Below are 14,756 nucleotides of genomic sequence, written 5' to 3' on the forward strand. Positions count from 1 at the left end.
GGAACGGTCAGCGACGCTTGCCGCGCCGGGCCTTCGCCCCCGGACGCTTCTGCACCGGCTTCGCCCCGGGCTTCTTCTGGCCGTTGCCGTTGCCGGAGCCGTTGCCGTTCCCGTTGCGGGCCGTGCCGTTGCGCTGCCCGTCGAGGGTCGTGCCGGTGTCGGCGGAGGCGCCGTCGGATCCGGTGGCGCGGGCCTCGGACGCCGCCGCCTCGGCGGCCTCCTCCTCGGCCGGCTGGATCGGCTCGTCGGCGATCTCGCGGACGTCCTCGGCGGTGCCGCGACGGACGTCGCGGAGCGGCTTCTGGCCGGGGCGCGGGGCGCGGGCCTTGGCGGACTCGGTGGCCTTCTCGGCCTTGTCCGTCTCCTCGGCGTCGATCTTGCGGTAGACGACGTACTGCTGGCCGAGGGTCCACAGGTTGTTGGCGACCCAGTAGAAGAGGACCGCGAGCGGCAGGAACGGCGCACCGACGACGACACCGATCGGGAACACGTAGAGCATCAGCTTCTGCATGATCTCGGCCTGCGGGTTCGCCGCGACGGTGCCGGCGGCGATCTGCGCCTGCTGGCGGGCGACCGAGTGGCGCGCGGTGATGTGGGTGAAGATGCCGGCCGCGATCATCAGCGGGATCATCACGATCCACTGCGAGACCAGGTTGCCGCCGAGCTCGGCGACCGAGGCGGTGTTCTGCAGCGGCCACACGGCCGAGCCCAGCTTCGCGCCGAACAGGCTCGAGTCGACGAACGAGGCGTTCTCGGCCGCGTTGAAGACGTAGTTCTCGGTCTTGCCCGGCTTGAACTCGCGCAGCACGTGGAACAGACCGATGAACACCGGGATCTGCACCAGGATCGGCAGGCAGCCCATGAGCGGGTTGGCGCCGTTCTGCTGCTGGAGCTTCTGCATCTCCGTGGCGAGCTTCTGGCGGTCGTTCGCGTACTTCTTCCGGAGCTTCTGCATCTCCGGGGCCATCTCCTGCATCTTGCGCATGGAGCGGACCTGCACGACGAACGGCTTGTAGAGGATGACGCGCAGCGTGAAGACGAGGAAGACGACCGACAGCGCCCAGGCGAACCCGTTGTCGTCGCCCAGGACGAAGCCGAAGACCTTGTGCCAGACCCACATGATCCAGCTGACGGGGTAGTAGATGAAGTCCAGCACTGCTGCGTTGCTCCTCGTGGTCTCGGGCGGGGCCCGCGGGTCAGCGGTCCGTACCGCGTGAGAGGCCTTCGGTCCGGGGCGGGTCGGTGGACGTCTGCTCCGGCCCGGGATCGGGTTCGGTGCCGCTGCGCGGGACCCCGTCGCTGCGCCGCCGGCGCGGCGGCACCGGGTCCCACCCGCCAGGGTGCCACGGGGCACACTTCAGCAACCGCCATACGGTGAGGCCGAGACCGCGCACGAAGCCGTGCTCGCGGAACGCCTCGACCGAGTACGCGCTGCAGCTCGGGTGGAACCGGCAGCTCGGCATCAGGTTCGGGGAGATCCACACCTGGTACCAGCGCACCGCGGCCATCGCGGCCCGCACGCCGACACCGGGCCGGGCGCCGGGGGCCCTCCGTCGTCCATCGGAGCCTCCTCACCCGTCGGGGCCGCGTCGTGTGCCGTGCTCATCGCGGGCCGTCCGCGGCCGGGCGCGGACGGCGCGGCCGCTGCGCCGCGCGCAGTGCGGAGTCGAGGTCGGCCGCCAGCTCGGCGGACGAGGCGTCACCGGCGGGCGGCAACGCACGGACGACGAGTGCGGCGCCGGCGGGCAGCGCCGTCAGCCGGTCCGCGACCAGGTGCCGCAGCCGCCGGGAGACCCGGTGCCGGACCACGGCGTTGCCGACGGCCTTGCTCACGACGAAACCCGCCCTCGGCGAGGCGTGCTCGGGCACGCCGCCGGCGCGGGTCAGGTCGAGATGCACCACCAGCCTCGACCGGCCGGCACGTCGTCCGCGCCTGATCGTCGAGGCGAACTCGGGCCGGCGGGTGAGCCGGGCGTGTGCCGGCAGCACGGCGCGGGCCGGTGGGGGCGCCGGCCGTCAGGCCGAGAGGTTGCCGCGCCCCTTGCGACGGCGCGCGGCGAGGATCGCGCGGCCGGCGCGGGTGCGCATGCGCAGCCGGAAGCCGTGCGTCTTGGCCCGGCGGCGGTTGTTCGGCTGGAAAGTACGCTTGCTCACGGTCGGCTCCTGGTCGGCGGTTCGCAGGCGTCCTGCGACGCCGAGATGTCTACGGTCACTGGCTCGGGTTCGCGGGCCACCGGCCACACGGCACTCCGCAACAGATGCGGGGAGCCGCGTTCGACGGGCGCGACACGCCCATCCGACCAGGTGTCCGGTCGTCAAGGGTACGCAGCGCGTTTCGAGGGGGTCAAACCGCCCCCACCGGGCGCCGCGACCCCGCCGGACGGCCGCCACGACGGCTGCTGCTAGCGTCGCCGACCCCGCCCGGGACCGGCGCGGGAGTAACGACCGCCCGCACCCCGACCGAGACCTCCACACGACCGACGGCCGGCGCCCCGATGCGCACCGGCCGGGACCTGCTGCGTACCTTTACGCACAAGTGTGGACAACTCTGGGGATACATCGCCCCTGAGGCCGAGTCCTCGTGTCCGGACGGCTCATCGCCAGTGCTCCGGGGGGAGCAGACCGCCGACGGCGGTCGATCGGGAGGGGGAAACGCGGATGACCGACCAGCCGGGCGATCTCGGCGCGGTCTGGAACCGGGTCATCGCCGATCTCTCCGGCGCGTCGGCCGAGTCCGGCACACCCGCCCTCTCCCCGCAGCAGCGCGCGTTCCTGCGCCTGACCCGTCCCCTCGGCCTGCTCGACGGCACCGCACTGCTCGCCGCGCCGAGCGAGTTCGCGAAGGACGCCATCGAGCGGATCCTGCGCAGGCCGATCAGCGACGCCCTCGGCCGCCACCTCGGTGTGGCGGTCAACCTCGCCGTCGTCGTCGACGCCTCCGCGGCGTCCGGCGGCACCGAGGTCCCCGACCCGCCCGGGTTCGGCATGCACCGCGGCGTCACCGCGGGGGACAGCGTCCGCGACACCGGCACCGGTGACCGGGCCGGCGACGACCCGGCCGCGGCGACCGACGGGGACCACGGCGCCCGTCCCGCACACGACCGCCCCGCGCGCGAGCACGCCCCCGCCGACGGCGCCGGTCCGGACACCGGGCCGCAGCCCGCCGTCGACGGCGGGTTCGGCAACGGCTTCGCCGGCGGGTCCCGCCGTGACGACGGCGGCCCCTCCGGCACCGACCGCGGCTGGTCGGCCGAGCCGGCTCCGTCGTCGTCCGGGGGATGGGCGCCGCAGCCCACCGGGCGCCCGGAGCCGGGCTCGCGCGAGGGCCAGACCTCGTGGCCTGCCTACACCGCACCGCAGGCGGGCGACCCGGTCGCGCCGCGGTCGCAGACCCGGCTCAACGAGCGCTACACCTTCGACACCTTCGTCATCGGTGCCTCGAACCGGTTCAGCCACGCCGCCGCGGTCGCGGTGGCCGAGGCGCCGGCGCGGGCGTACAACCCGCTGTTCATCTGGGGCGAGTCCGGGCTGGGCAAGACCCACCTGCTGCACGCCGTCGGGCACTACGCCCAGCGGCTGTTCCCCGGGATGCGGGTCCGGTACGTCAGTACCGAGGAGTTCACGAACGACTTCATCAACTCCCTGCGCGACGACCGCAAGGTCGCCTTCCAGCGCCGCTACCGGGACGTCGACGTGCTGCTGGTCGACGACATCCAGTTCCTGGAGGGCAAGGAGGGGACGCAGGAGGAGTTCTTCCACACGTTCAACACCCTCCACAACGCGAACAAGCAGATCGTCGTCTCCTCCGACCGGCCGCCCAAGCGCCTCGAGACCCTCGAGGACCGGATGCGCACGCGGTTCGAGTGGGGTCTGATCACCGACATCCAGCCGCCCGAGCTGGAGACGCGGATCGCGATCCTGCGGAAGAAGGCCGCGCAGGACCGGCTCGCCGTCCCCGGTGAGGTCCTGGAGTTCATCGCGGAGCGGATCGAGCGCAACATCCGCGAGCTCGAGGGCGCGCTGATCCGGGTCACGGCGTTCGCGTCGCTGAACCGGCAGGCCGTCGACACCCAGCTCGCCGAGATCGTGCTGCGCGACCTGATCCCGGACTCCGCGGCCTCGGAGATCACCGCACCGACGATCATGGCGGTCACCGCCGAGTTCTTCGGGCTCACGCTCGACGAGCTGTCCGGGCCCGGCAAGACGAAGGCGCTCGCCCAGGCCCGCCAGATCGCCATGTACCTGTGCCGCGAGCTGACCGACCTGTCGCTGCCGCGCATCGGGCAGACCTTCGGCGGCCGGGACCACACGACCGTCATGCACGCCGACAAGAAGATCCGCAACGAGATCTCGCTCCGGCGGAAGACCTTCGAACAGGTGCAGGAGCTGACCGCGCGGATCAAGCTGCGCGCCCGGCACTGACCTCGGCCGGTGGCCCGCCGAGGCGGGTTGTCCACCGGTCGCACCGCTTCTCCACAGCCCCGGCCGGCCCCGCCGTGACCAGGCAGGACGCGTTCTCAGCGGTCACCGCGCGCACCGGGACCGATCCCGTGCAACCCACAGGGACCACGGCCCCCAGATCGCCGCTGCGGCGCGTTCCGGGCCGTCCCCGGGCGATCGGCACCCCCGCCGCCGCGGACGCCCGGGACACCGGGTCCGTCCGGCGCGGTACCGATCGGGTCCGGCGTGGCGTCACCCGCGTGTCGGTCCCACCACTCCCGTTCGTCGTCCGGTAGTGGGCACTCGGCGCTTCGCCACTCGTCCCGGTGATCGCTTGCGCTCACCCGCCGGTCACGCTCCGTCGACATTCCTGTGACGGGTGGGACGTCTGTGGGTTCATCGTGCAACGCGGGAGTGCCCAACGGTCTGTGCCCGCCATCACCCTGGGTCCACGATCCACCACGTTTCCACCCACATCTGGGGACAACTCTGTGGATGGATCGTCGCAGCCCCGTGGACGGATCGCCCGGGATCCGTGGACAACTCTGTGGTGAACCCGGGATGAACCGGGGACGGATGGGGGTCGACGCCGTCGGTCCACCGCTCCACAGACCTGTCAACGGGTGCCCCCACCGCCGTATCCCCAGCCGACGCGGCCTGCTGACCAGCGGGGATGCGCTCCATCCACACTGTGCACAGGACTTAGTACTACGACGGTTTATCTCTCTCTATCTCTTCTTCCTAAGAACACCTGTGTGGACCGACCCCCGGACGGGGGTCACGGACGGGGACACCGAACGGGCACCGGGGTGGCGTGGAAACTGTCGGGGCGAGGCTCTACCGTGAGCGTCCCGGCGAACCCCGGCTTCCGATCCCGTTCCGGCCACTCCGCTCCGCAGCCCCCTCCGGGCCACGGCGCCGGCCGGACCCGGAGGACGAACCGGTCCGCCGCCGCACCGCCGTCCCGTCGACGACCCGGCCCCGCGCCGTGGTCCGAGCCGGGCGCTACCGGGGAAGGTCTCCAGATGAAGTTCCGGGTCGAACGCGACGTCCTCGCGGACGCGGCCGCCTGGGTGGCGCGCAGCCTCCCGGCTCGTCCGCCGGTGCCCGTGCTCGGCGGGGTCCTCATCCAGTCCGACGGCGAGTCCGGCGAGAAGCTGACCGTCTCCGGCTTCGACTACGAGACGTCGGCGCGCGTCGAGCTCGACGCGACGGTCGGGGAGCCGGGCCGCACGCTCGTCTCCGGGCGGCTGCTGGCCGACATCACCCGCGCGCTCCCGTCGAAGCCGGTCGACCTGACCGTCGACGGCTCCCGCGCCACGATCAACTGCGGCAACTCCCGGTTCAGCCTCCCGACGATGCCGGTCGAGGACTACCCGCAGCTGCCCGACATGCCGCAGCGCGCCGGGTCGGTCGCCGCCGACGCGCTCGCCGCCGCCGTCGCCCAGGTCGCCGTCGCGTCCGGGCGGGACGACACGCTGCCGATGCTGACCGGCATCCGGCTCGAGATCGAGGGCTCGCAGCTCACGCTCGCGGCCACCGACCGGTTCCGGCTCGCCGTCCGTGAGCTCGAGTGGTCCCCGGAGGACGCCTCGATCTCGACCGCGGTGCTGATCCCGGCCAAGACCCTGGCCGAGGTCGCCAAGACCCTCGCCGGGTCCGGCACCGTGGAGATCGCGCTGTCGGCCGGGGACGGGATGCTCGGCCTCACCGGTGGCGGCCGCCGCTCCACCAGCCGGCTGCTCGACGCCGAGTTCCCGCGCTTCCGCCAGCTGATCCCGGCCGAGCACACCACCGCCGTCGAGCTCGACGTGGCGCTGCTGGTCGAGGCGATCAAGCGTGTCTCGCTCGTCGCGGACCGGGTCGCCCAGATCCGGATGGAGTTCGGCGAGGACGGGCTGCGCCTGGCCGCCGGCGGCGACGACGTCGGGTCCGCCGAGGAGGAGCTGCCCTGTGCGCTCGACGGCAGCCCGCTGACGATCGCGTTCAACCCGGGCTACCTGCTCGACGCGCTCGGCGCGCTGCACACCGACCGCGCCCAGCTGACGTTCACCACGCCGAACCGGCCCGCGCTGGTCCGTCCGGTGCCCAAGCCCGCCACCGACGACGCCGGCGAGGCGCCGTCGCCGGAGAAGTCCGGCTACCTGCACCTGCTGATGCCGGTGCGGCTGCCGGGCTGACCCCCGCCGGGCGGGCGTCCCGGCGAGGGGGAAGACTCGTCCCCGGTGTGATCGACGAGGGCCACCGGTGCCCTGCGGGGCATGCCGGCGGCACGGACGCGAAGGGGGCCACTGCCGTGCAGATCGGCATGATCGGACTCGGCCGCATGGGCGGCAACATGCGGGAGCGGCTGCGGGCCGCCGGGCACGAGGTGGTCGGCTACGACCCCCGCCCGGAGGTCAGCGACGTGACGTCGCTCGCGGAGCTCGCGGGTGCGCTGGCCGCGCCGCGCGTCGTGTGGGTCATGGTGCCCTCCGGCGAGCCGACCCGGAACACCGTCGCCACGCTGGCGACCACGCTGGAGCCCGGTGACCTGGTCATCGACGGCGGCAACTCCCGCTACACCGACGACCAGCCCAACGCCGCGCTGCTCGACGCGCACGGCATCGGCTACGTCGACTGCGGCGTCTCCGGCGGGATCTGGGGCAAGGACAACGGCTACGGCCTGATGGCGGGCGGCGAGCCCGGGCACATCGAGCGCGCCATGCCGATCTTCGACGCGCTGCGGCCCGAGGGCGCGCGCGAGGAGGGGTTCGCGCACGCCGGGCCGGTGGGCGCGGGCCACTTCGCGAAGATGGTCCACAACGGCATCGAGTACGGCCTCATGCAGGCCTACGCCGAGGGCTTCGAGCTGATGGAGGCCAGCGAGCTGATCACCGACGTGCCCGGGGTGATCCAGGCCTGGTCGCGCGGCACCGTCGTCCGGTCCTGGCTGCTCGACCTGTTGGTCGACGCGCTCAAGGAGGACCCCCGTCTCGACCAGCTCGAGGGCTGGGTGGACGACTCCGGCGAGGGCCGCTGGACGATCGAGGAGGCCATCGCGCACGCGGTGCCGCTGCCGGTCATCTCCGCGGCGCTGTTCGCCCGGTTCTCCTCCCGGCAGGCCGAGTCGCCCGCGATGAAGGCCGTCGCCGCGCTGCGCCAGCAGTTCGGCGGGCACGCGGTGAAGAAGTCCGGGCCGGCCGGTGCCCCGGGCGACAAGGCGGGACCGTCGTCCGGCGGCGGTTCGACGCAGCAGTGACCCGGCGCCGAGCCGGACGGGAAGGGTGACCAGGCGGTGTACCTCAGGCGGTTCTCGGTCACCGACTTCCGGTCCTGGCCGGAGGCCGAGCTGGAGCTCGACCCCGGCGTGACCGTGCTGGTCGGGTCCAACGGCGTCGGCAAGACCAACCTGGTCGAGGGGATCGGCTACCTCGCCACCCTCGGCTCGCACCGGGTCTCCTCCGACGCGCCGCTGATCCGGCGCGGGGCCGAGCAGGCCGTCGTCCGCGGCGAGGTGCACCACCACGGCCGGAAGCTCGGCGTCGAGCTGGAGATCAACAACGGGAAGCAGAACCGGGCGCGGGTCAACCGCTCACCGGTCTCGCGGCCGCGCGACATCCTGGGGATCCTGCGCAGCGTGCTGTTCGCGCCGGAGGACCTGGCGCTCGTGCGGGGCGACCCGTCGGAGCGCCGGCGTTTCCTCGACGAGCTGCTCGTCGCGCGGTTCCCGCGCTACGCCGGCGTCCGCGCCGACTACGACAAGGTCCTGCGCCAGCGCTCGGCCCTGCTGAAGTCCGCGAAGCCGGCACTGCGCGGGGCCCGCGGCCGGTCCCGGGCGCCGGTGGCCGCGGACCCGGAGCTGCCCGACGACCTGGCGACGCTGGAGGTCTGGGACGGGCACCTCGCCCGTACCGGCGCGGCGCTGCTGGCCGGGCGGCGCGAGCTCGTCGTCGCGCTGGCGCCCTACGCCCGCGAGGCGTTCGCGGCGATCGCGCCGTCGTCGGACCCGATCGGCCTGGACTACCGGTCCAGCCTCGGGACGGCGGGGGTCGCGGAGCTGCCGTCGTCGACCGGGGACCTGGAGACGCTGCTGCTCGACCGGCTGGCCGAAGTGCGGTCCCAGGAGGTCGAACGCGGGGTCTGCCTGGTCGGCCCGCACCGCGACGAGCTGGACCTCGCCCTGGGCGAGGGACCGGCGAAGGGCTACGCCAGCCACGGCGAGTCCTGGGCGTTCGCGCTGGCGCTGCGGCTGGCGTCCTACCGTCTGCTGCACGCCGACGACGTCGAGCCGGTCCTCGTGCTGGACGACGTCTTCGCCGAGCTGGACTCGGCCCGCCGCCGCGCGCTGGCCGGGCTGGTGGCCGACGCGGAGCAGGTCCTGGTGACCGCCGCGGTGGCCGAGGACGTGCCCGCGGAGCTCGACGGGGTCCGGTTCGCCGTCGGCGACCGGAAGGTGAGCCGCGACGGCGAGGTGCCCGCGTGATCACCCCGGCAGGTCTCGAACGTGTCACGGCATTCTGGGGACAAGGCTGTGGATACTGTGGATAACTCAGGAGCGCCGGGGGACGGACGCCGTTCCGGAACCGGAAACCGGAGGACAGGACGCCGGGGACCGGACACCGACGGCGCGGCGCCTGGGGACGGACGCGACACCGGACCCGGTCACGACGCGGTCACGGGCGGGGACGTACCGGGCGGCGGCGTCCCGGGGGAGCAGGGCGACCTGCTCGCCGGCGACCGCGCGAACCTGCGCGGGGCCGACCTCGCGCGCGAGGCGTTGCGCGCGGCCCGCGAGGCGTCGGCCCGCAAGGCCGAGGAGCGGGCCCAGGCCGACCGGCCCAAGCTGCGCGTGGTCTCCGGGCGGGGGCGCCGTCGTCGCTGGTCGGGGGCGGGGCCCGACGACCGGGACCCGCAGCCGTTCGGACGTCTGGTGTCGCGGGTGTCGGTGGACCGCGGCTGGTCGAACCGGCTGACCGACGCGACCGTGCTCGGCCGGTGGCCGCAGCTGGTCGGGCCGGACGTCGCCGACCACTGCACACCGGTCTCGCTGCGCGACGGCGAGCTGACCCTGCAGGCCGAGTCGACGGCGTGGGCCACCCAGCTGCGGACCCTGCAGCGTCAGCTGCTGACCCGGCTCGCCGCCGCGGTCGGGCCGGACGTCGTGCGCCGGATCCGGGTCGTCGGGCCGAGCGGGCCGAGCTGGCGGCACGGTCCGCGGCACGTCCGCGGCCGCGGCCCCCGCGACACCTACGGCTGAGCCCCCGTTCCGCACGGACATCGACCGCCGACCGGGTGGTGCGAACCGGGCCGCTCACGTTGCGGACGCGTCACGGCGCCACGGACGCGTGTGGGGGCCCGGATCGGGTGGGGAGCTGCGCGGGGGCGCACGCGCCGCTCTCGTCGGCGGTGAGCGCGGGATGACACGGCCGCCGGTCCGCTCGGCCCCGCAGGGGCACGTCCGATCCCGCACCGGACGCCGTTCGCCCGTCTGTGGCGCTTCTGGGTGGGTCCTTCCCGCCTTTCCGTCGGTCCCGACGGGTAGGATCGACAGGTGTTTCCCGGGTGGCTCCCCAAGACATGACCAGAGCGCCCGGTCGGTGGAACCGCTCCGTCGTCGTCGCACCGGTGGTGCGCGCGTCGCGCGGGCGGTTCACGTGGCGAGGAGAAGCAGCTACCCGTGGCTTCCGACAAGGCAGCGAACAACGCCTACGGCGCGTCGTCCATCACGGTCCTCAAGGGCCTGGAGGCGGTCCGCAAGCGGCCCGGCATGTACATCGGCTCGACCGGTGAGCGGGGCCTGCACCACCTGATCTGGGAGGTGGTGGACAACTCGGTCGACGAGGCGATGGCCGGTCACGCCACGAAGGTCGTCGTGACCCTGCAGTCCGACGGCGGCATCCGCGTCGAGGACGACGGTCGCGGCATCCCCGTCGAGATGCACCCGGTGGAGAAGAAGCCGACCCTCGAGGTCGTCCTCACCAGCCTGCACGCCGGCGGCAAGTTCGACGACAAGTCCTACGCCGTGTCCGGTGGTCTGCACGGTGTCGGCGTCTCGGTCGTGAACGCGCTGTCCACCGCGCTCGACGTCGAGGTCCGCCGCGACGGCCAGATCTGGCGCCAGCACTACGAGTACGCCGTGCCCGGCGAGCTCATCGAGGCCGGCACCACGAAGAAGGCCGACACCGGCACCACGATCACCTACTGGGCCGACCCGAAGATCTTCGAGACGACCAGCTACACGCTGGAGACGATCCGTCGCCGGCTGCAGGAGCAGACGTTCCTGAACAAGGGCCTCACCATGGTCCTGCGCGACGAGCGGCGGCCGGAGAAGCCGGCGGGCGTCCCGTCGTCGGACGCGGTCGACGAGGACGGCAACCCGATCGAGGCGCCCGTCCCGGAGATCGACGCGGACTCCGAGCCCGACGCCGAGGGCTACGTGGCCAAGCCCAAGGAGTACGTCTTCCACTACCCGAACGGGCTGGAGGACTTCGTCGCGCACCTGAACAAGTCGAAGGACCCGATCCACCGCAAGATCGTCAGCTACACCGGCGAGGGCCCCGGCCACCAGGTCGAGGTCGCGATGCAGTGGAACTCGGGCTACTCCGAGTCGGTCTACACCTTCGCGAACACGATCAACACGCACGAGGGCGGCACCCACGAGGAGGGCTTCCGCCACGCGCTGACCGCGACGGTCAACAAGTACGCGCGCGACAAGAAGCTCATCAAGGAGAAGGACCCGGCGCTGTCCGGGGACGACATCCGCGAGGGCCTCGCCGCGATCGTCTCGGTCAAGGTCTCCGAGCCGCAGTTCGAGGGCCAGACCAAGACCAAGCTCGGCAACACCGAGGTCAAGTCGTTCGTCCAGCGCGTGTCGAACGAGTGGCTCGCCGACTGGTTCGAGCGCAACCCCACCGAGGCGAAGACGATCGTCACCAAGGCGGTCTCCTCGGCCCAGGCCCGCCTGGCCGCACGCCGCGCCCGCGAGCTCGTGCGCCGCAAGAGCGCCGGCGACATCGGCGGTCTGCCCGGCAAGCTGTCGGACTGCCGCTCGCGCGACCCGGAGAGCTGCGAGCTCTACATCGTCGAGGGTGACTCCGCGGGCGGCTCGGCGAAGGCCGGCCGCGACTCGATGCACCAGGCGATCCTGCCGATCCGCGGCAAGATCATCAACGTCGAGAAGGCCCGGATCGACCGCGTCCTCAAGAACACCGAGGTTCAGTCGATCATCACCGCGATGGGCACCGGCATCCACGACGACTTCGACCTGGCCAAGCTGCGGTACCACAAGCTGGTACTGATGGCCGACGCCGACGTCGACGGCCAGCACATCCGGACGCTGCTGCTCACGCTGCTGTTCCGCTTCATGCGCCCGCTGATCGAGAACGGGCACGTGTTCCTGGCGCAGCCGCCGCTGTACAAGCTCAAGTGGTCCGGTCGCGGGGCCGAGCCGGAGTACGCCTACTCCGACCGCGAGCGCGACGGCCTGATCGAGGCCGGTCGGGCCGCGGGCAAGAAGCTCCCCAAGGACCAGGGCGTGCAGCGCTACAAGGGTCTCGGCGAGATGGACGCCAAGGAACTGTGGGAGACCACGATGGACCCGACGAACCGGCTGCTGCTGCAGGTGAGCCTGGACGACGCCGCCACCGCCGACGAGCTGTTCTCGGTGCTGATGGGTGAGGACGTCGAGTCCCGCCGGTCCTTCATCACCCGCAACGCCAAGGACGTGCGCTTCCTGGACGTCTGATCCACACATCTGATCCAGACGCACGTATGAACACGCACGAGGAGACTTCGTGACGGACACGATCGACCCCGCCGCCCCCGCGGCAGGCGGCGGAGAGGGTGGGGGCCGGGTCGAACCGGTCGACATCCAGCAGGAGATGCAGCGCTCGTACATCGACTACGCGATGAGCGTGATCGTCGGGCGGGCGCTGCCGCTGGTGGAGGACGGTCTCAAGCCGGTCCACCGCCGCGTCCTCTACTCGATGGGGGAGAACGGCTTCCGGCCCGACCGCGCCCCGGTCAAGTGCGCCCGCGTCGTCGGCGACGTCATGGGCAACTACCACCCGCACGGCGACTCGGCGATCTACGACGCCCTCGTGCGGCTGGCCCAGCCCTGGTCGATGCGCTACCCGCTGATCCAGGGGCAGGGCAACTTCGGCTCGCGCGGCAACGACCCGGCCGCGGCCATGCGGTACACCGAGTGCCGGCTCTCGCCGCTGGCGATGGCGATGCTCCAGGACATCGACGAGGAGACCGTCGACTTCCTGGACAACTACGACGGCAAGACCCAGGAACCGGTCGTCCTGCCGTCGCGGGTACCGAACCTGCTCATCAACGGCAGCTCCGGCATCGCGGTCGGCATGGCGACGAACATCCCGCCGCACAACCTGCGCGAGGTCGGCGCCGGCGTCGCCTGGTGCCTGGAGAACCCCGACGCCACCGACGACGAGCTGCTCGAAGCGCTCATGGAGCGCATCAAGGGGCCGGACTTCCCGACCCACGGCCTCATCGTCGGGCGCGACGGCATCGAGTCCGCCTACCGGACCGGGCGCGGCTCGATCCGGATGCGGGCCGTCGTCGAGGTCGAGGAGGACGCCAAGGGCCGCACCACCCTGGTGGTCACCGAGCTGCCCTACATGGTCAACCCGGACAACCTGATCGAGTCGATCGCGGGTATGGTCCGCGACGGCAGGATCGCCGGGATCTCCGAGATCGTCGACGAGTCCTCGGACCGCATCGGCATGCGGATCGTCGTCACGCTCAAGCGCGACGCGGTCGCCAAGGTCGTGCTGAACAACCTCTACAAGCACACGCAGCTGCAGCACAGCTTCGGCGCGAACATGCTGTCGATCGTCGACGGCGTCCCGCGCACGCTGCGCCTCGACCAGATCGTGCGGCACTACGTGCGGCACCAGATCGAGGTCATCGTCCGGCGGACCCGCTACCGGCTCCGCAAGGCCGAGGAGCGGGCCCACATCCTGCGTGGTCTGGTCAAGGCGCTGGACGCGCTCGACGAGGTCATCGCCCTGATCCGGGCGTCGGCCACGGTCGACGTCGCCCGGGCCGGCCTGATCGACCTGCTCGAGGTCGACGACATCCAGGCCCAGGCGATCCTGGACATGCAGCTGCGGCGCCTCGCCGCGCTGGAGCGCCAGAAGATCATCGACGAGCTCGCCGAGATCGAGCGCGAGATCGCGGACTACCAGGACATCCTGGCCCGTCCGGAGCGTCAGCGGGAGATCGTCCGCGACGAGCTCGCCGAGCTGGTCGAGGCCCACGGCGACGACCGTCGCACCCGGATCGTCGGCTACGACGGCGACGTCACCGACGAGGACCTGATCGCGGTCGAGGACGTCGTCGTCACGATCACCCGCACCGGCTACGCCAAGCGCACGAAGACCGACCTGTACCGCGCCCAGAAGCGCGGCGGGAAGGGCGTGCAGGGGGCGCAGCTGAAGCAGGACGACATCGTCAACCACTTCTTCGTGTGCTCCACGCACGACTGGATGCTGTTCTTCACCAACCGCGGGCGGGTCTACCGGCTCAAGGCCTACGAGCTGCCCGAGGCGAACCGCACCGCGCGCGGCCAGCACCTGGCGAACCTCCTGGCCCTGCAGCCGGAGGAGGAGATCGCCCAGGTCATGCAGATCAAGGACTACTCGGCACGGCCGTACCTGGTCCTGGCCACCCGCAACGGCCTGGTGAAGAAGTCGCGCCTGACCGACTTCGACTCCAACCGGGCCGGCGGCCTCATCGGCATCAACCTGCGCGACGACGACGAGCTGGTCGGCGCCGTCCTCTGTTCGGGTGATGACGATCTGCTCCTCGTGTCCGCCGAGGGCCAGTCCATCCGGTTCACCGCGTCCGACGACGCGCTGCGCCCGATGGGCCGCGCCACCTCCGGTGTGCTCGGGATGCGGTTCAACGAGGGCGACAAGCTGCTGGCCCTCGGCGTGATCCGCTCCGACACCTACCTGCTCGTCGCCACCACCGGTGGCTACGCGAAGCGCACCCCGATCGAGGACTACCCCGTTCAGGGCCGTGGCGGGAAGGGAGTGTTGACCCTCCAGTACGACCGTCGGCGTGGCACGCTGGTCGGTGCGCTCATCGTCGGTATCGACGACGAGCTGTACGCGATCACCTCCACCGGCGGGGTCATCCGGACCTCCGCCCGCGAGGTGCGGAAGGCCGGCCGGCAGACGAAGGGAGTCCGCCTGATGAACCTGGGCGAGAGCTCCACGCTGCTGGCCGTCGCCCGCAACGCGGAGGAGACCGAGGAGGACCCGGGCCAGCAGGCGTAGTGCACGTCGGGTGGCCGGTCCGCAGGACCG

General features: G+C 72.1%; 11 protein-coding genes. 7 read left to right on the forward strand and 4 right to left on the reverse strand.

Going from position 1 to position 14,756, the window contains the following annotated elements; all coding sequences use genetic code 11:
* Nucleotides 1-7: 7 nt before the first annotated feature.
* The 4 genes from yidC to rpmH form a co-directional block, all read right to left on the reverse strand.
* The gene (gene yidC, locus KPL60_RS31495) at nt 8-1,156 is read right to left on the reverse strand and encodes a membrane protein insertase YidC (protein WP_226368046.1); all 1,149 of its coding nucleotides are present in this window, start codon (nt 1,154-1,156) and stop codon (nt 8-10) included.
* Between the two features lie 40 nt (nt 1,157-1,196).
* A complete protein-coding gene (yidD, locus tag KPL60_RS31500) occupies nt 1,197-1,520 on the reverse strand; it encodes a membrane protein insertion efficiency factor YidD (protein WP_308016870.1) in 324 nt (107 codons plus the stop codon).
* Nucleotides 1,521-1,602: 82 nt separating this feature from the next.
* On the reverse strand, nt 1,603-1,989 hold the full coding sequence (gene rnpA, locus KPL60_RS31505; RefSeq protein ID WP_226368047.1) for a ribonuclease P protein component: 387 nt from the start codon (nt 1,987-1,989) through the stop codon (nt 1,603-1,605).
* Nucleotides 1,990-2,016: 27 nt separating this feature from the next.
* Nucleotides 2,017-2,154 (reverse strand): 50S ribosomal protein L34, encoded by a 138-nt coding sequence (gene rpmH, locus KPL60_RS31510; protein WP_020622600.1) that lies wholly within the window; start codon nt 2,152-2,154, stop codon nt 2,017-2,019.
* A gap of 504 nt (nt 2,155-2,658) precedes the next feature.
* On the opposite strand from rpmH, the gene dnaA reads away from it, so the two are divergent.
* The 7 genes from dnaA to gyrA all read left to right on the forward strand — a co-directional run bounded on the left by dnaA (nt 2,659) and on the right by gyrA (nt 14,726).
* On the forward strand, nt 2,659-4,422 hold the full coding sequence (dnaA, locus tag KPL60_RS31515) for a chromosomal replication initiator protein DnaA (protein ID WP_226354460.1): 1,764 nt from the start codon (nt 2,659-2,661) through the stop codon (nt 4,420-4,422).
* Between the two features lie 1,043 nt (nt 4,423-5,465).
* Entirely contained in the window at nt 5,466-6,620 is a 1,155-nt protein-coding gene (dnaN, locus tag KPL60_RS31520; RefSeq protein WP_020628488.1) for a DNA polymerase III subunit beta, read from the forward strand.
* Between the two features lie 116 nt (nt 6,621-6,736).
* Nucleotides 6,737-7,681 carry a phosphogluconate dehydrogenase (NAD(+)-dependent, decarboxylating) gene (gene gnd / locus KPL60_RS31525; protein ID WP_226368048.1) on the forward strand — a complete coding sequence of 315 codons (945 nt, stop codon included), beginning with the start codon at nt 6,737-6,739 and terminating at the stop codon, nt 7,679-7,681.
* A 36-nt stretch (nt 7,682-7,717) separates the two neighbouring features.
* The gene (recF, locus tag KPL60_RS31530) at nt 7,718-8,905 is read left to right on the forward strand and encodes a DNA replication/repair protein RecF (protein ID WP_226368049.1); all 1,188 of its coding nucleotides are present in this window, start codon (nt 7,718-7,720) and stop codon (nt 8,903-8,905) included.
* A gap of 57 nt (nt 8,906-8,962) precedes the next feature.
* Nucleotides 8,963-9,679, forward strand: a complete 717-nt coding sequence (locus tag KPL60_RS31535) for a DciA family protein (protein WP_308016871.1) — start codon at nt 8,963-8,965, stop codon at nt 9,677-9,679.
* A gap of 420 nt (nt 9,680-10,099) precedes the next feature.
* Nucleotides 10,100-12,166 (forward strand): DNA topoisomerase (ATP-hydrolyzing) subunit B, encoded by a 2,067-nt coding sequence (gene gyrB / locus KPL60_RS31540; RefSeq protein WP_226368050.1) that lies wholly within the window; start codon nt 10,100-10,102, stop codon nt 12,164-12,166.
* Between the two features lie 49 nt (nt 12,167-12,215).
* Entirely contained in the window at nt 12,216-14,726 is a 2,511-nt protein-coding gene (gene gyrA, locus KPL60_RS31545) for a DNA gyrase subunit A (protein WP_226368051.1), read from the forward strand.
* Nucleotides 14,727-14,756: the final 30 nt, after the last annotated feature.

The organism is Pseudonocardia sp. ICBG162 (assembly GCF_020496225.1).
Lineage (GTDB): Bacteria > Actinomycetota > Actinomycetes > Mycobacteriales > Pseudonocardiaceae > Pseudonocardia > Pseudonocardia alni.

Bases quoted from the DNA above. Each gene is read 5' to 3' on its own strand.
- dnaA (WP_226354460.1), top strand. From the start codon at position 2,659: ATGACCGACCAGCCGGGCGATCTCGGCGCGGTCTGGAACCGGGTCATC.
- dnaN (WP_020628488.1), top strand. From the start codon at position 5,466: ATGAAGTTCCGGGTCGAACGCGACGTCCTCGCGGACGCGGCCGCCTGG.